Genomic DNA, 23598 nt, shown 5'->3' with positions numbered 1-23598 from the left:
TTGAGAGTCCTGAAGGGACGTTGAAGACGACGACGTTGATAGGCCGGATGTGTAAGCGCAGCGATGCGTTGAGCTGACCGGTACTAATGACCCGTGAGGCTTAACCTTACAACGCCAGAAGCGTTCGGGGTGAGTTGAGAGAATTTTTGGCTTGTTGACGGACAGAGAACAGAGTTGTGTTCTGCGCAGAGAAGAGGCGGGACATGACGTAAAGAATTTGCCTGGCGGCAACAGCGCGGTGGTCCCACCTGACCCCATGCCGAACTCAGAAGTGAAACGCCGTAGCGCCGATGGTAGTGTGGGGTCTCCCCATGCGAGAGTAGGGAACTGCCAGGCATCAAATAAGACCATCCGGTGACGAGGGATGGGAGAAATACCTGAAGCTGTGCGATAAGCAGCATCAGTACAGAATCGGTGGAGCGGTAGTTCAGTTGGTTAGAATACCTGCCTGTCACGCAGGGGGTCGCGGGTTCGAGCCCCGTCCGTTCCGCCACTTTATATAAACCCTGACAGTTATGTCAGGGTTTTTTTTTATCTTTACCGGGACATCGCTAAAGCCCCCACGGATTTCCTCGATATATTCGTATAGAAATTAATGAATACCCGTGTGCATGGGCTTATCAGATGCTCATCATAATAAACTGCTTGAAAAGGCACCGATTCAGGTCGGCGATCCCTCTGTTATTCATTATCTATCCGACGCCAGCGGTTTTTACTGACCAAAAATAACCTCGGTTGAGTTTTAATAAATGCCTGGTAATCATGTGTGCTGCGATCTTTTATCTGCAGGGGCATACTCCGTTCGGTAATATGCGCTGGGGTAGCAACGATGCGACGACAGTAAAAGATACAAAATAACCGGCGTTGAAGCCTCAATGCACAAATTTCGCCGGACGTGCGATGGCCTTCATTGATATTCTTTTCGGCCCTATCATTTCCTGCAATATTTTCTACACGCAGTGGAGGTTGCCCTGACTTCGTTTCCAGCTTATTACCACCTGATTAACGACTGAAGTCGCAATACTCATGGTTCAGCCGCTCTGTTGAAGCTATGCTTTTCAAGGACGGTGACAAACATCAGAAAATCATTCGGAATGGCGATCACGTCTGCTCTTTAAACAAAGGTGAAGGGTAGCTTTTCCCCTTTGCTCAAGATATCAGTACATGACCTGTCAGATGCTTGCATCTGCCCTTCACGGTTTCGCGGGGACGACGGAATCGTACATACTTATGCAGCTTTTCCTGAAAAGCGACGCTATAAGATTGCAACCCTCGGCTAAAATCCTTAACGTAGAAACTCAAAGTTGTAAAAGAGGCTATTAGTCAGTGAATAAAAAGACCTACTCCATGCGCTATACGGCAGGTCAGCCAGCAGAGCGGATCGCCCCGCCAGCGGCACTGTTGCATGTAGGTCAGGCATTATCTCCGGGAGAGCCACTACCGGTGCAGCAAAGACTGCGGGTACTGGTATGGAATATATTCAAGCAGCAGCGTGCAGACTGGCAGTCAGTGCTGCGGATCTTCGGTAGGGACGCCCACCTTGTTCTCTTGCAAGAGGCTCAGGCAACACCTGAACTGGTGCAGTTTGCTACGGCGAATTACATGGCAGCGGATCAGGTTCCGGCTTTTATGCTGCCACTGCATCCTTCGGGAGTGATGACTCTGGCAGCGGCTCACCCGACTTATTGCTGCCCATTACTTGAGCGCGAGCCACTTTTACGGCTTGCTAAGTCTGCACTGATTACTGCCTACCCGCTGCCTGATAACCAGATGCTGATGGTCGTGAACGTTCACGCTGTAAATTTTAGCTTTGGCATTGATGTCTACAGCAAGCAACTGGGGCCAATCGGCGATCAGGTTATGCATCATAAAGGCCCAGTCATTCTGGCGGGTGATTTTAATGCATGGAGCCGCCAGCGTATTAATGCGCTATATCGCTTTGCCCGTGAAATGGGGTTAAGAGAAGTGCATTTTACCGACGACTATCGCCGCAAAGCTTTTGGACGCCCGCTTGATTTTGTTTTTTATCGGGGAATGAACGTGGCTGAAGCTGCTGTACTGGTCACCCGTGCCTCAGATCATAATCCTCTACTGGTTGAGTTCTCAGCCGATTAGCCAGAACTTAGCTGCGCCGCGCCTGACTGCTGTTAACGGGACGGCCAGCCACATCTGACCTTGTTATAAAGGAACGCTTTAATTGGATGGAGGGGGCGGTATATGGCCACGCAAAGTCATCACGACAATGTCGATAAGCAATTTGGGGCACAGGCAGATGCCTATCTTTCAAGTACCGTACATTCCCGCGGGGATGACCTGGTCAGACTGGCTGAGTGCCTGTCAGTAGAGAATCAATGTCGCTTGCTGGATCTTGGCTGTGGCGCAGGGCATGCCAGCTATGTTGCTGCCCAGTATGTAAGAGACGTCGTTGCTTATGATCTGTCGATGCAAATGTTAGCCGTTGTAAAGAATACGGCGCAGGAACGTGGTTATAACCATCTGACCACGGTTCAGGGATATGCCGAGATGTTGCCTTTTGAAGATGCCAGCTTTGATGTTGTGATTAGTCGTTATTCGGCCCATCATTGGCACGACGTTGGCAGCGCTATGCGTGAAGTACACCGCGTTCTGAAGCCGCGCGGCAAGGTTATTTTTATAGATATCAGCTCCTCTGGCTATGCGCTCAACGACGTCTGGCTGTCAACGATAGAAGCGTTGCGTGATACCTCCCACGTGCGCAACTATGCCCCCCGTGAATGGCTGACGCTGTTTGCTGAGGCCGGATTGAAAATTAGCACGTTGAAACAGGGGCGTATTGAACTGGCGTTCAGCAGTTGGGTCGCGCGGATGCGTACACCTGAGGCTATGGTGAATGCTATCCGTATCTACCAGGATAGTGCATCAGATGAAGTAAAAGATTATTTTTTGCTGCAGCCTGATGGTAGCTTCAGTTCCGATACAATTTTTATTGAGGCGATGAAGGCTTGAATGGGGCTACTGCTGAGTGATAAATGCACAATTACCAGTCAAGTTAGGGCAAAATAAAAGCCAGACGGTGTCTGGCTTTTTCATCAGAAGCGATGTTAGCTTTCGGGTGAATTTTTACCACTCACATACAAAGTCAGCCTCTCTCCAGGCTGTATTTTGCTACTGATTCTGCTATTCCAGCGCATCACATCTTTGAGATTAACACCATGGCGCTTCGCGATGCTTATTAGTGAATCACCGGGACGTACCTGGTAAGTAATGCTGCTGTTGTCCGCAAGGGAAAGAGATCCAGCATTCTGCTCCACATTCAACAACTGGCCTGGTTTCAACATTGCGCTACGAAGATTATTGTTGCGCTTAAGCTCGTTGACAGACAAGTGCATACGTTCAGCAATCGCAGATAAAGTGTCTCCTGAGCGAACTGTGTAGCGACGAGTGCTATTGTCTGCCAGCGTGTTGATTGGCTGTAGGGCGTCAATATCAGCGTTGGCAAGCGACTCTCGCAGCTGATTCGCGTGCGATATAGGTAGCATAATGTAATGGGGACCGTTTGGCGCAGTCTCATTAGTTTTATAGCCGCTGTTAAAGTTCTTAAGTTTAGCGAGCGACATGCCGGCCATTTTAGCGACTTTGGTCAGTTTTATCTGCTGGCCAACATCGACTCGTGCTAATGCACGATTTTCATTAGCCGTCGGCAAACGGAAGCCATAGCGGCGATTGTCTTTAAGGATTTCACTCAGTGCCAGCATTTTAGGCACGTAAAGAGTGGTTTCCCGTGGCAATGAAAGATGCCAGAAATCGGTTGGTTTACCGTGCTCTTTATTATATTTGATAGCGTTAAGTACGCGTCCTTCGCCGCTGTTATAGGCAGCAATGGTCAGTAGCCAGTCGCCATTAAACATTTTATTCATGTGCTGTAGCATATCCAACGCCACGCGGGTCGAGGCAGCAATGTCGCGTCGACCATCGTAATACCGGTTCTGCTTGAGACCGTAATTTCGCCCCGTGGCAGGAATTATCTGCCAAATGCCAGCGGCATCTGAAGCAGAGGTGGCCCTGGGGTTAAAAGCGCTCTCCACTATGGGTAATAATACTAGTTCCATCGGCATATTACGTTTCTTAATCTGCTCGACTATCCAGTACATATAGGGCTCTGCCCGTAATGCTACATCGTGGAGATAGCTCTTATTTCTTAAATAATTTATTCGTTGTGCGCGGATCCGGGGATTATCCGGAATCTTCATCTTCAGCCCATTACGGATTATGGTCCATAGATCGCTGTTATTGGTCAGGTTAGTTCCATCATCCTGCCATCGTGAAGACAACATGCGATCCGGGGATTGCCCTTTTCCTCCGGGTGAAGACAAACTCTGTGCGTATTGGTCAGGAGCGTTGGCGTCATGTTCTGACGCCTGGCACCCTACCAATAACACTGAGGCGAAAAGTATCGCTTTAGCCTTCATGTGTTTATCAATAGTTTGCTTAAAAGACGAGCAATAATACGTGGCCTATTGACACAATACAACCAGAATTATTAGAAATTATCCTTCTTCTCGCGTAAAGCTGCGAAAGCTTGTTCAGGTTGCTCAGTATTAAAGTTAAGGTTTAGTTTATTTTTTATTTCAATGAGTTGTGACATTAAAAAAACATTAATTTGACGCTCTTGTTGCAGAGTTGTTGGTAAAGTTATCTGTTTTTTTCTACGCATCGCTTTGATTTCATCATAATAGTCAGATATTTCCTTGTTTTCCGGCCATAATGCTTTAGCAAAGGTCATATTCGAAAGTGTGTATTCATGCGCACAGCAAATTAATGTGTCGCCTGGGAGCTGGTTAATGGTCTGAAAAGATTGATACATTTGTTTTGGTGTGCCTTCAAAAAGTCGACCACATCCACCTGAAAACATTGTATCTCCACAGAAAAGATAAGGATGACTATAATATGAGAGGTGTCCCAGCGTATGACCAGGGGTGTGAATAACACGAAAGGTCAGATCGCCAAAAAACACTTTTTCGCCCTCTGAAACAATGTTCTCTGCACCTTTATCAGCTGTTTCAGCCGGGCCATAGACTTTTACCTCCGGATATTTTTGCTGCAGTTCTCTCACGCCTCCAACGTGATCATGGTGATGATGGGTCAGCAGTATAGATTGGGCGACGAGCTGATGTCGGGTCAGGTAGTCAATGACTGGCTTAGCTTCGCCAGGATCGACAATCAGCACATCTCCCATTTCATTGAGCAGTAGCCATATATAGTTGTCTGATAGCGCAGGAACCGGAATAAGATGCATAATCAACTCCCTAAAGCTGAATAAAAATTAATGGTAGAGCATGAAACCTGCGAAGACACGTACGATCAGGCCTACGCCCAACTCATGGAGCGATATGCTCTGGGGGCAATATTATCGTGATGCACTTGCTGTGCATCTAAAGCCCTGTCTGGCAAAGCTCTATGGTTTTCACTTTCTCAAAATCGGCCAGCTCAGTGCGGAACTTGTAACGGACGACTGTCCGATTTCACATCAGGTTAACGTGGCCTTGCAAGGCGATAACCTCCAGGTTCGTGCCGATCCGCTGCATTTGCCGTTTGAGAGCAAGTCAATTGATGGCTGCTTGCTTGCCCACACTCTGTCGTGGAGTCACGATCCGCACCGAATTCTGCGTGAAGTAGACCGGGTATTAATAGATGACGGCTGGCTGATTATTACCGGGTTTAATCCTATCAGCATGCTGGGAGTGGGAAAGCTTTTACCGGGATTACATCGGAGTATTCCCTTGAATAGTCGTATGTTCAGTCAGGTGCGCTTACTGGACTGGCTAAGCCTGCTCAATTACGAACTGATACAGCGTCGTAGATTCCAGGTACTGCCCTGGCGTAGACAGGGCGGTGAAGTTATCAGTAAGCATCTGCCCGCACTTGGCTGCCTGACTATTATGGTAGCGCGTAAGCGCACGCTACCACTCACGATGAACCCTGCGCGCAAAGCATTGGGGAAAACGCAGCTGCGACCTGTGGTTGGTGCAACGCGGCACTGTCGCCATAGCGATGAGGATTAGACATCCGGGGGGTAACCCGTATCCTCTTCGGTAGGATTTTCAGCGGCACTGCGAGCCAGCTCATCACAGCGCTCATTTTCAGGGTGTCCGGCATGCCCCTTAACCCACTCCCACTGAATGTGGTGCGAATGCAGCGCGGCATCAAGCCTCTGCCACAGATCGACATTTTTAACTGGTTTTTTTTCCGCCGTTTTCCAGCCACGTTTTTTCCAGTTATGTATCCAGCTGGTAATACCCTGACGAACATATTGGCTATCGGTACTGAGTACCACATTGCAGGGTTCTCTGAGTGCTTCAAGGGCGACTATCGCAGCCATTAGCTCCATACGATTGTTGGTTGTCAATCGATAGCCTGTGCTGAAAAGCTTTTCATGCTGTCTGTAACGCAGAATGGCACCATAACCCCCTGGACCGGGATTACCCAGGCAGGAGCCATCGGTGAAAATTTCTACCTGCTTAACCATCTCTGGTAGACTCTCCAATTATTAAACCTTTAGTCTGACATAACGAGCGCCATGAGCACAGCAAATACACGGCAGATTGTTCTTGATACCGAAACAACCGGGATGAACATGATCGGTGTCCACTATGAAGGACATCGGGTTATTGAAATTGGCGGTGTGGAAGTGGTTAATCGCCGTCTGACCGGTAATAACTTTCATCTCTATCTGAAGCCCGACCGGCTCATCGATCCTGAAGCCTTTGGCGTTCATGGCATTGCAGATGAGTTCCTGCTGGACAAACCAGTTTTTGCCGACGTTGCTGATAGTTTCCTCGATTATATACGCGGTGCCGAGCTGGTTATCCACAATGCATCGTTTGATATTGGCTTTCTTGATTACGAATTCTCCCTGCTCGGTGGTGACGCCAGCAAGCTGGAAGACATTTGCCGCGTAACAGATAGCCTGTCGATGGCGCGGAAGTTGTTCCCCGGCAAGCGCAACAGCCTGGATGCACTATGTCATCGTTACGAAATCGATAATAGCAAACGCACCCTGCACGGAGCGTTACTTGACGCCGAAATACTGGCAGAAGTTTTCCTCGCCATGACCGGCGGACAAACCTCACTGGCATTTACTATCGAAGGTGACAGTCAGCAGGGAAGCAAGGGAGAGGCCATCCAGCGGGTAGTGCGTTCGCCGTCCGGGTTAAAGGTTATCGCTGCTTCCGAACAGGAGATTTTCGATCACGAGGCGCGGCTTGATCTGGTAATGAAAAAAGGCGGTAGCTGCGTGTGGCGCTCATAAGCGATGGGAAAGCCTTAATAAAACCCATGAGCGCTGAAATTTCAGCCGGTTGATCTGCATCTCTGCAAAAAGCGTTGACGCAGACGGGGCAGACTTTTACTATTCGACCCGCTCCCGACGGGGAGCAGAGCGCGGAGCGGTAGTTCAGTTGGTTAGAATACCTGCCTGTCACGCAGGGGGTCGCGGGTTCGAGCCCCGTCCGTTCCGCCACTATTCTGGCTCATGTTATTTATAACATGAGCCTTATTATTGCCTGCTTTATTGTATCCTATTGAATAAGTGACTGTTTTCAGGTTATGTACGTCAGTATCGTTCCTCATTGGCGTATGAGAATGCAATTCTTTCATCATTTCTCCCGCATTCCTGACTATCACAGTAGGTTAATATTGATTACCTGCTGACCCGCGCCCGACGGTCAAATGTGACATACGCAGTTCCCTTCTACCTGAATGTGCCTGTGCTGATGAATACGATCGCCGCGGCAACTCGTAACATCCTCCGCATCAAATTTTTAAAACAGATTAAAAGTTATACTACGCTCTGTATGTCGAAGGATGGAAAAGGGTGGCAAAGTGAAAAACGATATTAATCAGGAAATTACTTTTCGAAAGCTATCGGTTTTCATGACATTTATGATCAAAGGCAATATCGCCCGCACCGCCGAAGCACTGGAGTTGAGTAGCGTCAGCGTACACCGCGCTTTACATACCCTTGAGGGGGGGATTGGCTGTTCGTTATTCGTGCACAAAGGGCGAAATCTGGTTCCGACGCCAGCGGCCTGGACACTGCTGGAATATACGCGTGACGTGATGGGATTAATGACACGTGGTCTGGAAAAAACGCGTAAAGTGGCCGGGCTATATCCAGGACGTCTGCGCATTGGCACGCTCTATTCCCTGACCCTTGAAACGGTGCCTCGCATCATCATGGGAATGAAACTACGTTGTCCGGCTCTTGAGCTGGATTTAACCATGGGATCGAATCTGACGTTGGTTAATATGCTTGAGGATGAGGTCCTTGATGCGATTTTAATTTCCGTCAATCAGGACGAGTTCGATGCTGCGCAATTTGATGTCGTACCGCTGTTTCAGGATGATGTTTTTCTTGCCGCGTCGGCCAGCGAAAAGCTGCTCAACGCCGAGCCTGCTGATTTACGCGACTATGCTAACCGTAAGTTTATTTCGCTGACCGAAGGATTCGCCACCCACGCAGGTTTCCAGGAGGCGTTTAATATTGCCGGTTTCGAACCGCAAATTGTGACGAAAGTTAACGACATTTTTTCTTTGCTGAATCTGGTTCAGGCTGGCGTTGGCTTTTCGTTAATTCCAGGGCGAATGAGGAAAGTGTATGAAAAAGACGTTCAGCTACTGACATTGAAAGCGCCCTATCAAATGCGCCAGCATATTTCAATTGTCTATCTGCATCGTCGGGAAAGTGATCCTGATCTCCTGGCGCTGGCTGCTGAAGGGCGGATGTACGCGCGTAGCATCATTTCCTGAGAGCATTCGCCAGGTGACAGGCAACGTCAATGCCGCTACTTTCAAGAGAAACACTTTCACCCACCCAACCTGCCTGGCGCGTTAAGCAGGTGAGTATCCCGCCAGGCGGCATTTCGATTGCCAGCCGGGCATCACGCTGGTTAGCTGCTATCACTGCATCCTGCCACTGGACGGTGCGTGCCATATTAAATGCTAAATCATCAGCAATTTTTTGCGGTTCCCACAGTACGCGCCCGCTGGAGCCGCTGAGCAGGGCGCAGCGTGGGCGGCTCAGGGTGATGGCAGAAAATGCCTGAGCCAGCGCAGCAGCGGGTTTATCCAGCAGTGAGCAGTGGGAGGGAACGCTCACTGCCAGGCGTTGCGCTTTGCAAGCGCCGGCAGCTAACGCCTTGTGTGCAACCTTAGCCATCTCTTCATCACTGCCGGCAATCACAATTTGTGTTTCAGCGTTAAGATTGGCAAGCCATGTTTTGCTTCCCTGCATCAGCGGTACCAGACGATCGCGGGTTAATCCGACAATGGCCGTTAGGCCATAACCGTGTGGATAAGCGCGCTCCATCAGCTCGCCACGCAGCGCAACCAGCTGCAGCGCGTCAGCAAAGTTCAGCGCACCGGCAACTACCGCCGCCGGATAAGCGCCTATCGACAAACCGCTGACAATATCAGGCATCAGACAGCGCGCCATCAGCGCACGCGCCCAGGCCACGCCGGTGATCAACAGACTGAGTTGCACCGCCCGGGTGTGACAAAGTGCCGCTTTGGTATCCAGTGTTTCTACTTCATCGCCCAGCACTGCACGAACTTCAGCCCGGATATTATCGCCATCCGGTAGATTTTGTAGCATGCCAGGGCGCTGAGATCCCTGACCGGGAAAAGTGAATAAAATTTTCATTACTCCTCGCTATTCCAGGGTGCTTTAGTCAGCCTTGGGCCTTGCGAAGTTTTTAGCAACACCCGGCCACCGCGCAGCCACTCACTAAGTGCAACTGCGCCAAAAGGCGTTGCCAGCTGAGTATCGACACGACACGGCAGCGACACCGTTTGGGATTGCCAGTGCAACAGCGCCTCCCTATCGGGAGGGCTGGGTGCTCGTATCAACAGATCGAGATCGCTATCGGCATGCAATACCGGAATATTGGTTGCCAACGCGTATCCGGTGCTGCCGGTGATCCCCCACGACCACGGCCAGTGCTGGTCCGTCAGCGTTATCGCTGCCTGTACCGGTGGCTGTGAAAGATGAGAGGAGCGCAGCAATGTTTGCTTATCAGCCAGCGTTTCGGGCATAACCAGCCGGGTAATTGCGGCTGCCTGCACCCAACCCGCTGCGCGCTGCCCGCGTTTCATACCTCGCACGCCAACAGGTATGCGCCCGTCGGTATCCGTATCGCGACGTACCACCACAGGCAGTCCGTAATGCCACAAGTCGTCAACCCATTTATCCTGAATATCCTCCAATGCCTGAACACTACTGAGCCATAGCAGGTCATGCGGGCGTGGGGGAGATAACATCATCAGCTTCCTGAAGTTAACGTTATAAACAGCGGCAATGTAAGAATGCTCAGCGAGGAACTCAGCAGCAATACGGCTTCGGCATCCGGTGACTGCACGCCAAAGCGGTTACCGAATACGACGCCGAAGAAGCCGCCAGACAGCGCCATCATCAGGATCGCGGTGATAGCGACAGAATCGTGCAAACCCAATAGCAGCACAATGCACCAGGCGATAAAAGGCTGAACCAGTAGCGTTACGACAGTGGAAAGATTCACCACCGTGTTTAATTGCAGCTTACGCGCAGACAAGATCATCCCGGTTAGAAACAGCGCGGCGGCTGTTGCGGCCAGTCCCAGTGGTTTGATCGACGCCAGGAGAATATCAGGCGTTTTGATGTGGGCGGCGGATAAAATGACACCCAGTAGCGGACCCCAGACGATTGGTTTTTTCACGGAACGTGCGATTAGCAGCGGCAGCATTGACAGCATCGAATTGCTGTTTTCTCCGGCGGCCAGCGCCTTCTCCCGCTCAAGGATCAACAGGCAGAATGGGGTCAACAGCACCGAGCCACAGGCAATGGACACCGCCACCGATAGGGAGGTTGAAGGGCTTTCACCCAGCACGCTATTCAGGACAGGCAAACCCAGAGCAGCATAGTTTGGCAGGGCCACCGTCAATGTTAACACGGCGGCATCTTGCGGCGATTTTTTGAAAATTCTGATGGCAAGAAAATACACGGCAGCATAGGTAATCCACATTGCGCCAATCAGTACCACGATCAGCGGCGAGCGGGCAATGATGCCAGACCAGGGGGTTTGCGCTGTTGCGCTGAACAGCGTGGCTGGCAGGGCGAAGTCCATCACAAAGACGTTGAGCAACGAAACATTATTATTGTCGACCATTTTCGCTTTGCCAGCCCAGAAGCCTAGCAGCATGATGACAAAAATGGGCGCAAGAGCATGAATAATCACATAAGTCATAAATCACCTGTAATGAAAAGTAATGCGATGGTTATCATTTTCAGAGAGCAGACTCAGGCTGTGAGCGCAAAATTGCGCTCGCAGAATTCTGCTTTTAGCAGGTGTTTTCAAATTTTTACCAGCAGGCACGCATTCGCTCGCGCACCAGGCCAGAGCGACGACGATTATCGGCACCGAGACGTGATTTCAGGCTGGGATCGCGACGCGCGTCGTCGATCGCCTGCTGCAAGGCGTCGATTACCCGTGCAACGTCGTCGTCGGACGGTGCATCGGGGTTGGTAATGTCCAGCAATGCTGCGAGCAGGCCGAGGGTAGCGTAGTGACCGACGTCATAGGCCATCGGCGCGATGCTGGCGGTCAGTTTTTCCAGCTCTTCCACACTGCGTAGCGTAATACGCGCGGCAGACGCTTTACCCATCGCGTGGATCATCACGCCAGGATCGTTAAAAGCGATGAGTCGGTTAGCTTGGTAACCGTGAGCCAGGAAGGCACCAGACATAGCCTTACCCACAATAAGGCCGATAACCGGATGTCCTGCCAGGCGCGCTTTGGCATAGGCTCCGGCGGCCCCGGCCAACGCCTGATGGATACCGAATGCCTCTTCACGACGACCGTAGGCCTGACTGGGTACGTCAATGATCGCCACTATCGGGCGTTTTTGTGCGCTTTCACGGTCTGCGTCGATGGTTTCATTCATCACTTTTGCCAGCGTCCAACCTTCAAGCAGACCAACCTCGCCATTGTTAGCGCGTGGGTAGTGGTTATTTTTGTCTGGCACCACGGCAACAAAACGCACGGCTTCTTCGCCTGAAAAACCGTCGGCTACCTGTACAGAAGGGCAAAGCCCGCGCATTAATGGGCTATCTGGTGCCAGCGTTTTCAGCCATAAAGCACCGCGGTTGCTGATCTGTTCCATTATTCTTCCCTCCGGGCAAAAAACCGTTTTATCTGCGTACTGTCTGCCTGCTGGTGAGTGTCAAATCGGTTCAGCCGGGCTAAGAAGTCGGCATATTTATCGCTGCGATGCTGCGCGGGTACTCCTTGGGCCAATGCGTCGTTCATCGCACTTTTTACCGCATTGATACCGTCGCCAATCAGAGTATCGACCAGACCGCTCTCATAGCGCACCTCACCGCCGGTGATGCCCCATATAAAGGGACGATCGCGGGAGTCGTATTCGGTAATCCCCGCCTCCTGTTCAATAACCTGCGGGCCATTGAGGCCGAGGCGAGCTTCAGGGGTAACGATGAGATAGCTGCATAGCGCGGCGGCGATAGACATGCCGCCAAAGCAGCCAACGGTACCGGTAATAATGCCGACCACAGGCGTATAGCGGCGCAGGTCGACAATCGCTGCATGGATATCGGCTATTGCCGCCAGACCGAGATTTGCTTCTTGTAGCCGGACGCCCCCGGTCTCCAGGCACAGCACGGCCTGAGTCGGAATATTGTTGCGGTTATCATCGGCGGCCAGCTCCAACGCTGCGGCCATTTTCGCGCCGGAAACCTCGCCCATACTGCCACCCTGAAACGATCCTTCAATAGCGATAACAACTGCGGACCTGGCGTTGATGGTCCCTTTCGCGACCACCATGCCGTCGTCAGACTGTGGAACGATCCCCTGTGGCGCGAGCCATGGCGACATGATCTCCTCAAACGGCCCCAGTAGTTCGCGGTAGCTGCCGTTATCCAGAAGAGCTTGAGCGCGTTCACGGGCTTTTAATTCAATAAAACTACGATCGTTACGCATAGCTCACCTCTTCGAAAACCTGTTCAATACGAATACGCGCCACACCCGGCGTTGCGCCAAAATCATGGATAATCAGCAGCCCGGCGGGCAGACCGTTGATCAGACTCAGGCGGTCAAACAGTGCTTTCCAGCGTGCATCGCTGTTGTCAATAGAGGTCATAATTTCCACGGTAAGCGTTTTTCCCTGGTCGGCAGTGTATAACGCTTCCATATCACCCGAACCGACGACGCCTGCGCAGGCTTTGCCGCACAGCCGGCGTTGAGCGGGGAATGACAATTGAATTTTTTCCATAATATCCTCTTGAAAATTAGCGAGATACGGGCTGGCATATCCGATCAAGAAACAGCGTAGCGGCCAACAAGTCGGCGGCTCCACCGGGGGAGGCGTTAAGTGCAAGCATCCGTTTATCGAGTCGTTCCAGTACTTTCCGGCCTGCGGCATGGGCGCAGCCACCCGCCAGGAGTACCGCTCTGGCACCGTTTTGCACCGTTTCCAGTCCGACCATGCCCGCCCGTGACAGCACGCAGGTATCGCTCAGTGAAGCCATGATCGACATCAGCGCATCAATCCGCGCCTGACTTTCATTAGCACCGGATTGACGGCTGCGCTTAAGCTGGGGTAATGCCTGCGTGACCACATGCGGAAACCCCTGTTGTGCTTCTTCGCGGGCGCCAGGCACCTGCCAGCGGTGGCAAGCTTTAAGCCCTTTGCTAAACACTTTCGGCATTTTGCTATCCGGTAACCGTGCGAGAAGGGCCGCTGTCTGCGCTATCTCGTCCTCGTCGCTGTCCGAATCGCCAGCGTGCATCGCGGCAGCACTAACCAGCAGCCCAAGCGCCCAAATCGCGCCGCGATGGGTGTTTACCCCGAGGGTCGCCTGCATCATGTGTTGCTCGCCTTCGCGTCCGAGACGGCCAATGGTTTCTCGCAGAGCGATATCTGCGGGGCGCTGCCAGCTTTGTCGCGCCAGCGCATGAAAAGTGGCCCCCAGGCTGTACGCTGAACGCTCCATCAGTGCGAGCGACAGATCGTGATGGACACCCTGGCCTCTGCCGTCTACCAGACCAGGCTTGGGGGTTAATCTCGCCTCGTCTATCAGGCAGCAGACTGCGGTGCGAGCCAGGTAATTGGCCCGATCACCGACCCAAGTTGGGGAGCGTAGTTTCATCACCAACTCCGGAATTTAGCGGGTGGGTTATAGAGATCCCCGGACCACTCTACCAGGTCAGCGACGCTGCTGGCGGCCAGCAGTGAGCGTGTCGCGTTGCTGCGACGGATACCGATATCCTCCGGATAGACCACTTTGCCACAGCGACGTAGTTCGGCGACGCGTTTTGCATCGACGCCCAGCCCAATGTCGGTGATCCCGGCAACGGCGGCGACCATTGCCCGACGTTCCTCCAACGAATCGGCGCGATAAAGATAAGCGATACCTTCCTCTGTCAGGACATGGGTTACGTCATCGCCATAGATCATCACCGGTGCCAGTGGCATACCGGCGCTTTGCGCTACCTCAACGGCGTCAAGCTTTTCCACGAACGTAGGTTTCACGCCAGCCTGGAATGTCTCCACCATCTGCACGACCAGCTTTTTACCGCGCAGCATTGGGTCAGCCTGCGTTTTCATATTCAGCCAGGCAGGAGAAGCATGGCGACGACCATGCGGATCGTGTCCCATATTTGGCGCGCCGCCAAAGCCAGACAGGCGACCACGGGTAACGGTTGATGAGTTTGCCAGCCCGTCAACCTGCAGAGTAGAGCCGATAAACATATCGACCGCATACTGTCCAGCCAGCTGACAAAGGGTACGATTAGAGCGCAGAGAACCATCGGCGCCGGTGAAAAACACATCGGGGCGAGCGCGGATATACTCTTCCATTCCTAGCTCGCCACCAAAACAGTGCACGCTCTCTACCCAGCCGCTCTCAATCGCCGGAATTAGCGTCGGATGCGGGTTCAACGTCCAGTGTTTACAAATCTTGCCCTTGAGACCGAGCTGTTCACCGTAGGTGGGCAGCAACAGCTCTATGGCAGCAGTGTTAAAGCCGATGCCGTGGTTCAGCGACTGAACCTGATGCTCTGCGTAGATACCTTTGATAGCCATCATGGCCATCAGAATATGTTCCTGTTTAATCAGCCGTGGATCACGGGTGAATAACGGCTCGATGAAAAAGGGTTTATCGGCAACCACAATGTAATCGATCCATGAACCAGGAATATCCACGCGTGGCAGATCACATTCGTCATCAACCAGCTCATTGACCTGGGCAATCACGATGCCATCATGAAAGGCGGCGGCCTCGACCAGCGCTGGCGTATCTTCCGTGCCAGGTCCGGTGTAGAGATTGCCATTACGGTCGGCTTTATAACCGGCGATCAATGCGATGTTGGGAATCAGATCGACGTACAGCCGGGCGTAAAGTTCGATATAGGTATGAATGGCACCGATCTCGAGCTGCCCGTCTTCCAGCAGCTGAGAAATCCGCAGGCTTTGTGGGCCGGAGAATGAGAAGTCCAGTTTACGCGCGATGCCTTTTTCAAAAATATCAAGATGCTCGCTACGTCCGACGCTTGGCATGATCATATGCAGGTTGTGTATTTTGGATGGGTTGACCTCCGCGAGCATTCGTGAGAGAAAGTCAGCCTGCTTCTGGTTGTTGCCTTCCAGCACTACGCGGTCACCGGGTGCCAGCAACTTTTCCAGTACGGCAACCAGTTGATTGGTGGGTAGCACTTTTCCCTTTAGCGGAACGGATGCCATACGGCGCAGTTTTTCGCTGCGGCGCGTATCCCATTTTCGTAGCGGTTTTTGACCAGAGTTCATTGTTAACCTCCTGATTCAGCGAATTCATTATTCGTGTTATCTGTCAGTCAGTCTGCAGGTTGTACCAGGATGTATCAATCAAGCCGGTCAGGCAATTGTTAGCCAGAGCGTAATGATCAGTCTGCTAACTATGTGATGCCAATCTAAGTATCAGTGGTGAATGTGGCGTATGGCTCTGACTAACAGAATGGCTTCATAAACGGATATACATAAATTCAGGATGTCGTATAGGCCAGAGGAACAACCTATCCGGCGCGTCGGCATAATCTGCCAACCGGACGCGAAATGCCGGATATCTGTCAGGCAAACGACGGCTTTATTATTATCAGACAGCGCGCAACGCGGCGCGCTGATTCCCGCAGATTTCTCCGACAGTTTATCGGTTATAAGGATTTTAAAATGTCACGGATACGCATTCAGGTCATCAATCCTAACACCAGTCAGGCGATGACCAATACGATTGGTCTGGCTGCCCAGGCAGTTGCCGGGCCGAACAGCGAAATTCTGGCGGTTTGCCCGTCAGAAGGAGTACCTTCAATTGAAGGGCATTTCGACGAGGCTATTGCTGCAGTTGGCGTGCTCGAGCAAATAAAAATCGGGCGCGAGCAGGGCGTTGATGGGCATATTATCGCCTGTTTTGGCGATCCGGGCCTGATGGCCGCGCGTGAGCTGGCGCGTGCGCCGGTGATTGGCATCGCTGAGGCGGCGATGCATATGGCGACGCTGGTGTCGACGCGTTTTTCCATCGTCACTACGTTACCGCGGACGTTAATTATTGCGCGCCATTTACTTCAGCTTTACGGTTTCAGCCATCACTGTGCCGCGCTGCACGCTATCGACTTGCCGGTGCTGGCCCTTGAGGATGGCAGTGGCATGGCGCAGCGTAAGGTGCGTGAGCGCTGCATTCAGGCGATCAAAGAGGACGGCAGCGGAGCTATCGTGCTGGGCTGCGGCGGCATGGCTGATCTCGCGCGCGCATTGACGTTGGAGCTGGGCGTCCCGGTTATTGACGGCGTTAGCGCCGCGGTAAAAATGGTGGAATCGCTGGCCGCGCTCGGCCTCTCTACCAGCAAGCACGGTGACCTGGATTACCCGGAGACTAAGCCGCTGAGTGGTCAATTCCAGATTTTTAACGCGGAATGACAGCAGCGACGGGGCTATCGAAATGACGTTGTCAGGTAGCCGTAACGCCCTTTTTGCCCGCGCAACGGAGTGCCAACAGACGTACATTGATGCCAGATGTGAGCCGGTTGTCGCGGTCTGGACTAAAAAAAGGAACAATAAATGGATATCACGCAATTTTCTCAAATCAATCCACCTCAGCGGATGCTCATGGGGCCGGGGCCGGTAAATGCCGATCCGCGCGTCCTCAGGGCCATGTCAAGTCAGCTTGTCGGTCAGTATGACCCGGCAATGACGCAATATATGAACGAAGTTATGGCGCTTTATCGCGGCGTATTCTGTACCAGTAACCGCTGGACAATGTTGATTGACGGTACCTCGCGTGCGGGTATCGAAGCCATATTAGTGTCGGCTATCCGGCCTGGCGATAAAGTGCTGGTGCCGGTGTTCGGTCGCTTTGGTCACCTGTTGTGCGAAATAGCCCGTCGCTGCCGTGCCGATGTGCACACCATTGAGGTACCCTGGGGAGAGGTGTTTACCCCCGATCAGATTGAGAGCGCGATTAAAGCTATTCGTCCGCGTATGCTGCTGACGGTACAGGGCGATACGTCAACCACGATGCTACAGCCGCTGGCTGAGCTTGGCGAAATTTGCCGGCGCTATGACGTGCTGTTTTATACCGATGCCACGGCTTCCATCGGCGGGAATGAGCTTAAAACCGATGAATGGGGAGTGGATGCGGTCTCTGCGGGCATGCAAAAATGCCTGGGCGGGCCTTCCGGTACCTCTCCCATTACACTCAGTGCAAGAATGGAGGCAGAGATACGCCGACGTAAATGTGTGGAGGAGGGCATACGCACCAGCGCGCACCGCAAGGGCGACGATGAGATCATCTACTCCAATTATTTTGATCTCGGCATGGTAATGGATTATTGGGGACCAGAACGCCTCAACCACCATACCGAGGCTACCTCGGCGCTGTACGGCGCTCGTGAATGCGCCCGTTTGATCCTGCAAGAAGGTCTCAATAAAGGTATTGCCCGCCATAAACTTCACGGTGATGCCCTGCTCAAAGGCATTCAGGCGATGGGGCTGGAAACCTTTGGCGATCTGAACCATAAAATGAATAACGTTCTTGCCGTCGTCATTCCGACAGGAGTTGATGGTGAGCAGGTACGGAGTTTAATGCTTAACGATTTCGCGATTGAGATTGGCACCTCATTCGGACCGCTTCACGGTAAAGTATGGCGCATTGGTAGTATGGGCTACAACGCACGTAAAGATTGCGTGATGGCAACCCTGAGCGCGCTGGAATCTGTGCTCAACTACCTTAAGTTTCGTAGCGTTCAGGGTGCGGCGATGCAGGCTGCCTGGGATCACTATCATAATCAGTGCGTAGCGTGATGCGCGCTGATCATTACCCCAGCCAGCGGGCGCACTGCGCCGATGGCTGGGGTAACGGCTGAGGGTGGTCTGGTGTGAAGATGTGAACGCTCATCTGTTATCGTCTGAATCAATGGTGGCGGATGCGCCGTTGATTCAGATTCAGAGCGTAAAGCTGTCGGCATCGCGCCAGGCGGGAAAGCGAGCGCGATAGTCGTTCAGCATCTCCAGTGACAGTGTGGCATCAAGCCGCGCCGGCTGATGGGGCTGTGCGCTGGCGAGAATCTCGCCCTGGGGGCAGATTATCAGGCTGTCTCCGCTGTAATTAATCTGATTACCGTCACTGCCAACGCGATTACAGCCCATTACGTAGGCCTGGTTTTCAATTGCCCGGGCCAGCAGCAACGTCTGCCAGTGATGTGCGCGTACCGTGGGCCAGCTGGCAACGTACAGTGCTAAATCGTAATCGTTCCGATTGCGCGCAAACACCGGAAAACGCAAGTCATAGCATATCTGCGGTAAAATTCGCCAGCCACGCCATTCGATTATTTCCCGCCGGACACCGGCAAGATAGTGCTTATGCTCTTCGCCCATGCGAAACAGGTGGCGCTTGTCGTAGCGATGAACCTTGCCACCGGGTTCGACCAGAAGAAATCGATTTACGGCACCTTTTTCCGTCCGTATCGCCGCGCTGCCTGCGATCAGCGCATCGCTGCGCCGGGCGTGGCCCTGTAGCCATTCGATAACCTGCGCTTCAGGCAGTGAGTGCTGTGCTGCCTCCCTAGCAAAGCCGGTAGTGAACATTTCTGGCAGCACAATGAGGTCGCACGCGTCGATCCCGTCCATCACGCTGTCGAAATGGCGCAGGTTGGCTTCGCCATCCATCCATGCCAGGGGCTGTTGTAATAAGATCGCGTTTAAAGTCGACATAGTCGCTCCGCCGCCGTATCCAGCGTGCTTTGTTGTTTAGCAAAGCACAAACGGATGAGTTTGTGGGGAAAATTATCGGCGCAGAATACGGACAGAGGAATAGCAGCAACGCCAGCGTTGATGGTTAGCCATTCACAAAAATGCACATCGTTCAGATCCGATATCGCGCTGTAATCCGCCAGCAAAAAGTAAGTGCCTTCACAGGGTAGAATTTTAAAGTGACTGGACGCCAGCGAGCGAACAAAATGGTCGCGGCGCTCGCGGTAAAACGCGGGTAGCGCCAGATAGTGATCCGGTCCGGTGTTCAGCATATCCGCCAGCGCCAGCTGAGTCGGCGTATTGACGGCAAATGTCAGATACTGATGAACCTTACGGATCTCTGCGCTTATCGCTGCTGGTGCGATGCTATATCCCACCCTCCAGCCGGTCATGTGGAAAGTTTTGCCAAAAGAGGAGACGGCCACGGCGCGCTCGCGCAGTTCCGGGTGCGCCAGCACGCTGATATGGCCTTGCGGGTCGAAGCAGATATGCTCGTACACCTCATCGCTGAGCACGTAGATTTCCTGTCCGGCGATCGCCTGCCACAGCGCCCTGTAATCCTCTGTCTGCCAGAGGGTTGCTGACGGGTTGTGCGGTGTATTAATGATCACCAGCCGGGTTTGGGGTGATAGCAGGGCGTTGAATGCTGCCCAGTCAATGCGAAAGGCTGGTGGTTGCAAGGTCAGCCGCTTAATCGTGCCGCCCGCCAGCGTAATGGCAGGGCCATAGCTGTCGTAACTCGGATCAAAGCAGATGACTTCATCACCTGGGCGGACCAGTGCGGTGATCGCCGCGAACAGTGCTTCGGTCGCTCCTGCAGTGACGGTAATTTCGCTGTCTTTATCCGGTAAATGGCCATAGAGTCGCTGCGTTTTACTGGCAATCGCCTGGCGCAGCGGCACGGCACCGATCATCGGGGCGTACTGATTTTCGCCGGAATTGACATGGTAAGCCAGCCGCTGTTTAAGGTAATCCGGGCCATCAAAATCAGGGAAACCTTGCGAAAGGTTAATCGCGTTGTGCTGCTGTGCCAGCGCGCTCATCCGGGTAAAAATGGTTGTTCCCAGCGCGGGAAGCTTGCTCTGTGGCATCAACGACCTCGTAGTCATGATTATTTGCCTCACTGGCGTGAAGAAGTGGAATGCGGTCAGGTTGCCAAATCTTAACATCCTGTTAAGATTTGGCAATCAAGATGCATAGACGTCCATAATTAGGCAGTCTGAATAGTTTGTAACGGCGGAAAAGACCATGACAGACGATACACAACTCATGCAGCTGGTGGCAGCCTGTCACTGGATTGGTAGCAAGGGCTGGGCGCCAGCAACCGGTGGCAATATGTCGTTGCGCCAGGACGATCAGCACTGCCTGCTCAGCGAGTCAGGTAAAGATAAAGGAACGCTGTCCGCTGAGGATTTTATTCAGGTTCAGATAGCCACTAACCATGTTCCCTCTGGTCGTAAGCCTTCCGCTGAAACCGGTCTGCACACGCTAATCTATCGTCTGTATCCTGAGGCAGGGGCGATTCTGCACACCCATTCAGTTAATGCCACCGTGTTATCCCGGGTTGTTAAGCACGCGGCTATTGTCTTACAAGGATATGAAATGCAAAAAACGCTGCGTGGCCAGCATAGTCATCTGGACGCCGTGACGATACCGCTGTTTGACAACCATCAGGATATGGATGCGCTGGCTCAGCGGATTGCGTTTTTTGCCAGCAAGACGCCGATTAACTGGGGCTTTTTACTGCGCGGGCACGGCCTGACATGCTGGGGACGCGATGTATCCGAGGCCAGACGTCATCTTGAAGGTCTGGAATTTCTGTTCCAGTGTGAATTACAACGTCGACAACGGGAGGCTCTATGATCCGCGCCATTGTGACCGATATTGAGGGCACCACCAGCGACATTCGCTTTGTACATCAGGTATTGTTTCCCTTTGCGCGAAAACACCTTGAGCCGTGGCTGACACGGCATCAGCATGAGGCGTTGATCGCTCATTCATTAGATGATCTGCGTCAGGAGCTGGGCCAGCCGCAGGCGAGTCAGGCAGAACTGATTACCGCGCTTTACGCCTTCATGGACCAGGATCGCAAATCTCCCGCGTTGAAGGCACTACAGGGAATGATCTGGCGTGATGGCTATCTCAATGGTGACTTCACCGGGGACCTTTATGCTGACGTGCCGCCCGCGCTGCGTGCCTGGCAACAGCGGGATATTATCCTCTGCGTTTATTCTTCAGGCTCGGTTGCGGCGCAGAAACTGCTGTTCGGTTACAGCGACGCAGGTGACCTTACCGGACTGTTCAGCCACTGGTTTGATACCCATGTCGGTGGAAAACGTGAAGTGACATCATACCGTAATATCCAGCAGCAACTGGGCCTACCGCCGCAGGAGCTGTTGTTTCTCTCTGATATTCATCAGGAGCTGGATGCCGCCCGATCGGCAGGCTGGCACACGCTGCAATTGGTTCGTGACCAGCCGGACACTGGCAGTACCCACCGTCAGGTCGCCAGCTTTGCAGAAATCAACCCGGAGTTATTGCCGATATGAGCGCATTGACGATCTATTCTGACACCGAAACCCGCCAGCTAACGTGGCACAGCGATAATCCTGATGAGATACGTAGTCGGCTGGCGACGAAGGGGATCCGTTTTGAGCGCTGGCAGGCCGACTGCGATCTTGGTGCCGCGCCTGACGCCGATACGGTGCTGGCCGCCTATCAGCATGCTATCGACCGGCTGGTGGCTGAAAAGGGCTACCAGAGCTGGGACGTTATCAGTATCCGAGCCGACAATCCGCAAAAAGAAGCGCTGCGCAGTAAGTTTCTCGCTGAGCATACTCACGGCGAGGACGAAGTGCGCTTTTTCGTTGAGGGCGCCGGTCTTTTTTGTCTGCATCTGGAGGGTGAGGTTTATCAGATTTTGTGTGAAAAAAACGATCTTATTTCAGTGCCTGCCGGTACGGCACATTGGTTTGATATGGGGTCTGAACCGCACTTCACCGCTATTCGCATTTTCAACAATCAGGAGGGCTGGATTGCCCGCTTCACTGGCGATAACATCGCAGACGCCTATCCGCGACTCCCCTGACGCCTGGAGATGCTGGCCTGGTGCACCGCAGAAAAAAGACGTCGTCAGGCGTTAACCGCCCGAAGTGGGGTCGCTGCAGGTCGGGGCGATCACTCCGCGGAAGGCTGAAAAATGCCGGCTTGTACCTGATCCGGGGTTATTACGCCGCTGTCCAGCACCCAGCCGCTAATCAGCTGCGCGGGGGTGACGTCAAACGCTGGGTTCCAGACGCGGGTATCTGGCTGCGCCCACTGCACCGCACCAAAGCTGCCGGCAACGCCGGTAACCTCAGTGGCAGCGCGTTGTTCTATTGGTATCGCCGCGCCGTTTGGGCATGCCGGGTCCAGCGTGGTATGCGGTGCGGCAACGTAAAATGGGACGTCGTGATAGTGCGCCAGCACCGCTAAACTGTAGGTGCCTATTTTATTGGCGACGTCGCCATTAGCCGCGATACGATCGGCTCCAACCCACACGGCATCTATCTGCTTTTGCGCCATCAGCGTTGCCGCCATCGAATCACATATCAACTGACAGGGAACGCCCAGTTCGCCCAGTTCCCATGCGGTCAGGCGCCCTCCTTGCAGCAGTGGCCGGGTCTCATCAACCCAGACGTTCTGCACTTTACCTTGCTGCCAGCCAGCGAGGATCACGCCCAGCGCGGTTCCGACACCGGCCGTCGCCAGTCCGCCAGTATTACAGTGAGTCAGTAGTTGGCTACCGGGAGTAATCAAGGCGCTTCCTGTCCGGGCGATACTTTCGCACAACGCCCGATCCTCAGCGACCAGTCGTAGCGCTTCCTCAACCATCCTATGGACATACTGCGTACTGGCCAGCGCCTGGTTCATGCGTTCCAGATTGTTCATCAGGTTTACGGCGGTCGGTCGGGCGATGCGTAGCTGTTCGAGCGTTTGCGACAATTCAGCTTGTGCCATGCCTTTTTCTGCCAGCAGCGCCAGTAGCAGGCTGGCGGAAAGGCCGATAAGTGGAGCGCCGCGCACCCGCAGCGCCTTAATATGATTAATCAGGGTGGCAGCGTCGGGCGTAAGGCACCAGTTTTTCTGCTGCGGCAGCGCCTGCTGATCGAGTATCCACAGCTGGTTATCGCGGATTTGCAGGCTGGTGGTGGTTAATGGTTGCATTGTTAATTCCATGTTGCTTTGGTGTGTACTATTGTGCCAGGATGCTTTTCAGCTGTATAGACGTCTGAACGTCTTATAATGAATTTT

The 23598-nt window shown here is 53.0% G+C and carries 24 protein-coding genes, 2 tRNA genes and 2 rRNA genes; 14 read left to right on the top strand and 14 right to left on the bottom strand.

Features of this window, described 5'->3' with window-relative positions:
• The 5 genes from BM191_RS10810 to BM191_RS10790 all read left to right on the top strand — a co-directional run.
• Positions 1 to 108 (top strand): 23S ribosomal RNA (locus BM191_RS10810); the annotation flags it as partial.
• Between the two features lie 112 nt (positions 109 to 220).
• Positions 221 to 336, top strand: a 5S ribosomal RNA gene (gene rrf, locus BM191_RS10805).
• Between the two features lie 80 nt (positions 337 to 416).
• Positions 417 to 493: transfer RNA gene (locus BM191_RS10800), tRNA-Asp, on the top strand.
• A gap of 833 nt (positions 494 to 1326) precedes the next feature.
• Positions 1327 to 2115, top strand: coding sequence for an endonuclease/exonuclease/phosphatase family protein (locus BM191_RS10795; protein ID WP_092878016.1), 789 nt, complete (start codon positions 1327 to 1329; stop codon positions 2113 to 2115).
• A gap of 102 nt (positions 2116 to 2217) precedes the next feature.
• On the top strand, positions 2218 to 2985 hold the full coding sequence (locus tag BM191_RS10790; RefSeq protein WP_092878014.1) for a class I SAM-dependent methyltransferase: 768 nt from the start codon (positions 2218 to 2220) through the stop codon (positions 2983 to 2985).
• Between the two features lie 95 nt (positions 2986 to 3080).
• On the opposite strand, the gene mltD is transcribed toward BM191_RS10790, so the two are convergent.
• Positions 3081 to 4448: a murein transglycosylase D gene (mltD, locus tag BM191_RS10785; RefSeq protein ID WP_092878012.1), complete on the bottom strand. Its 1368-nt coding sequence runs from the start codon at positions 4446 to 4448 to the stop codon at positions 3081 to 3083.
• Between the two features lie 71 nt (positions 4449 to 4519).
• On the bottom strand, positions 4520 to 5275 hold the full coding sequence (gene gloB, locus BM191_RS10780) for a hydroxyacylglutathione hydrolase (protein ID WP_092878010.1): 756 nt from the start codon (positions 5273 to 5275) through the stop codon (positions 4520 to 4522).
• 40 nt (positions 5276 to 5315) lie between these two features.
• Here gloB and BM191_RS10775 point away from each other — a divergent pair, with 40 nt between their 5' ends.
• Entirely contained in the window at positions 5316 to 6041 is a 726-nt protein-coding gene (locus BM191_RS10775; protein ID WP_092878008.1) for a class I SAM-dependent methyltransferase, read from the top strand.
• On the opposite strand, the gene rnhA is transcribed toward BM191_RS10775, so the two are convergent.
• A complete protein-coding gene (rnhA, locus tag BM191_RS10770; protein ID WP_092878006.1) occupies positions 6038 to 6505 on the bottom strand; it encodes a ribonuclease HI in 468 nt (155 codons plus the stop codon). The two genes, BM191_RS10775 and rnhA, sit on opposite strands and share 4 nt — an antisense overlap.
• A 51-nt stretch (positions 6506 to 6556) precedes the next feature.
• Between rnhA and dnaQ the strand changes: the two genes are divergently transcribed.
• From dnaQ to BM191_RS10755, 3 genes are all read left to right on the top strand, one after another.
• Positions 6557 to 7288, top strand: coding sequence for a DNA polymerase III subunit epsilon (gene dnaQ, locus BM191_RS10765; protein WP_092878004.1), 732 nt, complete (start codon positions 6557 to 6559; stop codon positions 7286 to 7288).
• Between the two features lie 133 nt (positions 7289 to 7421).
• Positions 7422 to 7498: transfer RNA gene (locus BM191_RS10760), tRNA-Asp, on the top strand.
• A gap of 362 nt (positions 7499 to 7860) precedes the next feature.
• The gene (locus tag BM191_RS10755; RefSeq protein ID WP_092878042.1) at positions 7861 to 8787 is read left to right on the top strand and encodes a LysR family transcriptional regulator; all 927 of its coding nucleotides are present in this window, start codon (positions 7861 to 7863) and stop codon (positions 8785 to 8787) included.
• Here BM191_RS10755 and BM191_RS10750 read toward each other — a convergent pair.
• The 8 genes from BM191_RS10750 to mdcA all read right to left on the bottom strand — a co-directional run bounded on the left by BM191_RS10750 (position 8777) and on the right by mdcA (position 15831).
• Entirely contained in the window at positions 8777 to 9679 is a 903-nt protein-coding gene (locus tag BM191_RS10750) for a malonate decarboxylase subunit epsilon (protein ID WP_092878002.1), read from the bottom strand. The genes BM191_RS10755 and BM191_RS10750 overlap by 11 nt on opposite strands.
• The gene (locus BM191_RS10745) at positions 9679 to 10296 is read right to left on the bottom strand and encodes a malonate decarboxylase holo-ACP synthase (protein ID WP_092878000.1); all 618 of its coding nucleotides are present in this window, start codon (positions 10294 to 10296) and stop codon (positions 9679 to 9681) included. Before BM191_RS10745 ends, BM191_RS10750 begins: the two co-directional genes overlap by 1 nt.
• Positions 10297 to 10298: 2 nt before the next feature.
• Positions 10299 to 11258 carry an AEC family transporter gene (locus BM191_RS10740; RefSeq protein ID WP_092877998.1) on the bottom strand — a complete coding sequence of 320 codons (960 nt, stop codon included), beginning with the start codon at positions 11256 to 11258 and terminating at the stop codon, positions 10299 to 10301.
• Between the two features lie 115 nt (positions 11259 to 11373).
• On the bottom strand, positions 11374 to 12174 hold the full coding sequence (gene mdcE / locus BM191_RS10735) for a biotin-independent malonate decarboxylase subunit gamma (RefSeq protein ID WP_092877996.1): 801 nt from the start codon (positions 12172 to 12174) through the stop codon (positions 11374 to 11376).
• Positions 12174 to 13007, bottom strand: coding sequence for a biotin-independent malonate decarboxylase subunit beta (locus BM191_RS10730; protein WP_092877994.1), 834 nt, complete (start codon positions 13005 to 13007; stop codon positions 12174 to 12176). The genes mdcE and BM191_RS10730 overlap by 1 nt, the downstream gene beginning before the upstream one ends.
• On the bottom strand, positions 13000 to 13299 hold the full coding sequence (gene mdcC / locus BM191_RS10725; RefSeq protein WP_092877992.1) for a malonate decarboxylase acyl carrier protein: 300 nt from the start codon (positions 13297 to 13299) through the stop codon (positions 13000 to 13002). Before mdcC ends, BM191_RS10730 begins: the two co-directional genes overlap by 8 nt.
• Positions 13300 to 13315: 16 nt before the next feature.
• Positions 13316 to 14176 carry a triphosphoribosyl-dephospho-CoA synthase gene (locus BM191_RS10720; protein ID WP_092877990.1) on the bottom strand — a complete coding sequence of 287 codons (861 nt, stop codon included), beginning with the start codon at positions 14174 to 14176 and terminating at the stop codon, positions 13316 to 13318.
• Positions 14176 to 15831 (bottom strand): malonate decarboxylase subunit alpha, encoded by a 1656-nt coding sequence (gene mdcA / locus BM191_RS10715; RefSeq protein ID WP_092877988.1) that lies wholly within the window; start codon positions 15829 to 15831, stop codon positions 14176 to 14178. Before mdcA ends, BM191_RS10720 begins: the two co-directional genes overlap by 1 nt.
• A 399-nt stretch (positions 15832 to 16230) precedes the next feature.
• Between mdcA and hpxA the strand changes: the two genes are divergently transcribed.
• Positions 16231 to 16974 carry an allantoin racemase gene (gene hpxA, locus BM191_RS10710; protein ID WP_092878040.1) on the top strand — a complete coding sequence of 248 codons (744 nt, stop codon included), beginning with the start codon at positions 16231 to 16233 and terminating at the stop codon, positions 16972 to 16974.
• A gap of 141 nt (positions 16975 to 17115) precedes the next feature.
• Positions 17116 to 18357 (top strand): pyridoxal-phosphate-dependent aminotransferase family protein, encoded by a 1242-nt coding sequence (locus BM191_RS10705; RefSeq protein ID WP_092877986.1) that lies wholly within the window; start codon positions 17116 to 17118, stop codon positions 18355 to 18357.
• A gap of 141 nt (positions 18358 to 18498) precedes the next feature.
• Here the strand turns inward: BM191_RS10705 and BM191_RS10700 are convergent, their stop codons facing one another.
• Together BM191_RS10700 and BM191_RS10695 are read right to left on the bottom strand one after the other, a co-directional pair.
• A complete protein-coding gene (locus BM191_RS10700; protein ID WP_092877985.1) occupies positions 18499 to 19266 on the bottom strand; it encodes an amidohydrolase in 768 nt (255 codons plus the stop codon).
• Positions 19254 to 20414: a pyridoxal phosphate-dependent aminotransferase gene (locus BM191_RS10695; RefSeq protein ID WP_092877983.1), complete on the bottom strand. Its 1161-nt coding sequence runs from the start codon at positions 20412 to 20414 to the stop codon at positions 19254 to 19256. The genes BM191_RS10700 and BM191_RS10695 overlap by 13 nt, the downstream gene beginning before the upstream one ends.
• A gap of 139 nt (positions 20415 to 20553) precedes the next feature.
• Here BM191_RS10695 and BM191_RS10690 point away from each other — a divergent pair, with 139 nt between their 5' ends.
• Genes BM191_RS10690 through BM191_RS10680 form a run of 3 tightly spaced genes read left to right on the top strand, consistent with a single transcriptional unit; the run spans position 20554 to position 22393 of the window.
• Positions 20554 to 21168, top strand: coding sequence for a methylthioribulose 1-phosphate dehydratase (locus tag BM191_RS10690; RefSeq protein ID WP_092877981.1), 615 nt, complete (start codon positions 20554 to 20556; stop codon positions 21166 to 21168).
• Positions 21165 to 21854 carry an acireductone synthase gene (gene mtnC / locus BM191_RS10685; protein ID WP_092877979.1) on the top strand — a complete coding sequence of 230 codons (690 nt, stop codon included), beginning with the start codon at positions 21165 to 21167 and terminating at the stop codon, positions 21852 to 21854. Before BM191_RS10690 ends, mtnC begins: the two co-directional genes overlap by 4 nt.
• Positions 21851 to 22393 (top strand): 1,2-dihydroxy-3-keto-5-methylthiopentene dioxygenase, encoded by a 543-nt coding sequence (locus BM191_RS10680; RefSeq protein ID WP_092877977.1) that lies wholly within the window; start codon positions 21851 to 21853, stop codon positions 22391 to 22393. The genes mtnC and BM191_RS10680 overlap by 4 nt, the downstream gene beginning before the upstream one ends.
• An 89-nt stretch (positions 22394 to 22482) precedes the next feature.
• On the opposite strand, the gene mtnA is transcribed toward BM191_RS10680, so the two are convergent.
• Complete coding sequence (gene mtnA / locus BM191_RS10675; protein WP_092877975.1) at positions 22483 to 23511, bottom strand: S-methyl-5-thioribose-1-phosphate isomerase; 1029 nt, start codon at positions 23509 to 23511, stop codon at positions 22483 to 22485.
• Between the last annotated feature and the right edge of the window lie 87 nt (positions 23512 to 23598).

This window comes from Izhakiella capsodis (assembly GCF_900115045.1).
Taxonomy (GTDB): Bacteria; Pseudomonadota; Gammaproteobacteria; order Enterobacterales; family Enterobacteriaceae; genus Izhakiella; species Izhakiella capsodis.
The sequence above is the reverse complement of the archived record's forward strand: the minus strand, read 5'-3'. Positions and strand labels throughout refer to the sequence as shown.

Bases quoted from the DNA above. Each gene is read 5' to 3' on its own strand.
- BM191_RS10790 (WP_092878014.1), top strand. From the start codon at position 2,218: ATGGCCACGCAAAGTCATCACGACAATGTCGATAAGCAATTTGGGGCA.
- mltD (WP_092878012.1), bottom strand. From the start codon at position 4,448: ATGAAGGCTAAAGCGATACTTTTCGCCTCAGTGTTATTGGTAGGGTGC.
- gloB (WP_092878010.1), bottom strand. From the start codon at position 5,275: ATGCATCTTATTCCGGTTCCTGCGCTATCAGACAACTATATATGGCTA.
- BM191_RS10775 (WP_092878008.1), top strand. From the start codon at position 5,316: ATGAAACCTGCGAAGACACGTACGATCAGGCCTACGCCCAACTCATGG.
- rnhA (WP_092878006.1), bottom strand. From the start codon at position 6,505: ATGGTTAAGCAGGTAGAAATTTTCACCGATGGCTCCTGCCTGGGTAAT.
- dnaQ (WP_092878004.1), top strand. From the start codon at position 6,557: ATGAGCACAGCAAATACACGGCAGATTGTTCTTGATACCGAAACAACC.
- BM191_RS10750 (WP_092878002.1), bottom strand. From the start codon at position 9,679: ATGAAAATTTTATTCACTTTTCCCGGTCAGGGATCTCAGCGCCCTGGC.
- BM191_RS10745 (WP_092878000.1), bottom strand. From the start codon at position 10,296: ATGTTATCTCCCCCACGCCCGCATGACCTGCTATGGCTCAGTAGTGTT.
- BM191_RS10740 (WP_092877998.1), bottom strand. From the start codon at position 11,258: ATGACTTATGTGATTATTCATGCTCTTGCGCCCATTTTTGTCATCATG.
- mdcE (WP_092877996.1), bottom strand. From the start codon at position 12,174: ATGGAACAGATCAGCAACCGCGGTGCTTTATGGCTGAAAACGCTGGCA.
- BM191_RS10730 (WP_092877994.1), bottom strand. From the start codon at position 13,007: ATGCGTAACGATCGTAGTTTTATTGAATTAAAAGCCCGTGAACGCGCT.
- mdcC (WP_092877992.1), bottom strand. From the start codon at position 13,299: ATGGAAAAAATTCAATTGTCATTCCCCGCTCAACGCCGGCTGTGCGGC.
- BM191_RS10720 (WP_092877990.1), bottom strand. From the start codon at position 14,176: ATGAAACTACGCTCCCCAACTTGGGTCGGTGATCGGGCCAATTACCTG.
- mdcA (WP_092877988.1), bottom strand. From the start codon at position 15,831: ATGAACTCTGGTCAAAAACCGCTACGAAAATGGGATACGCGCCGCAGC.
- hpxA (WP_092878040.1), top strand. From the start codon at position 16,231: ATGTCACGGATACGCATTCAGGTCATCAATCCTAACACCAGTCAGGCG.
- BM191_RS10705 (WP_092877986.1), top strand. From the start codon at position 17,116: ATGGATATCACGCAATTTTCTCAAATCAATCCACCTCAGCGGATGCTC.
- BM191_RS10700 (WP_092877985.1), bottom strand. From the start codon at position 19,266: ATGTCGACTTTAAACGCGATCTTATTACAACAGCCCCTGGCATGGATG.
- BM191_RS10695 (WP_092877983.1), bottom strand. From the start codon at position 20,414: ATGACTACGAGGTCGTTGATGCCACAGAGCAAGCTTCCCGCGCTGGGA.
- BM191_RS10690 (WP_092877981.1), top strand. From the start codon at position 20,554: ATGACAGACGATACACAACTCATGCAGCTGGTGGCAGCCTGTCACTGG.
- mtnC (WP_092877979.1), top strand. From the start codon at position 21,165: ATGATCCGCGCCATTGTGACCGATATTGAGGGCACCACCAGCGACATT.
- BM191_RS10680 (WP_092877977.1), top strand. From the start codon at position 21,851: ATGAGCGCATTGACGATCTATTCTGACACCGAAACCCGCCAGCTAACG.
- mtnA (WP_092877975.1), bottom strand. From the start codon at position 23,511: ATGCAACCATTAACCACCACCAGCCTGCAAATCCGCGATAACCAGCTG.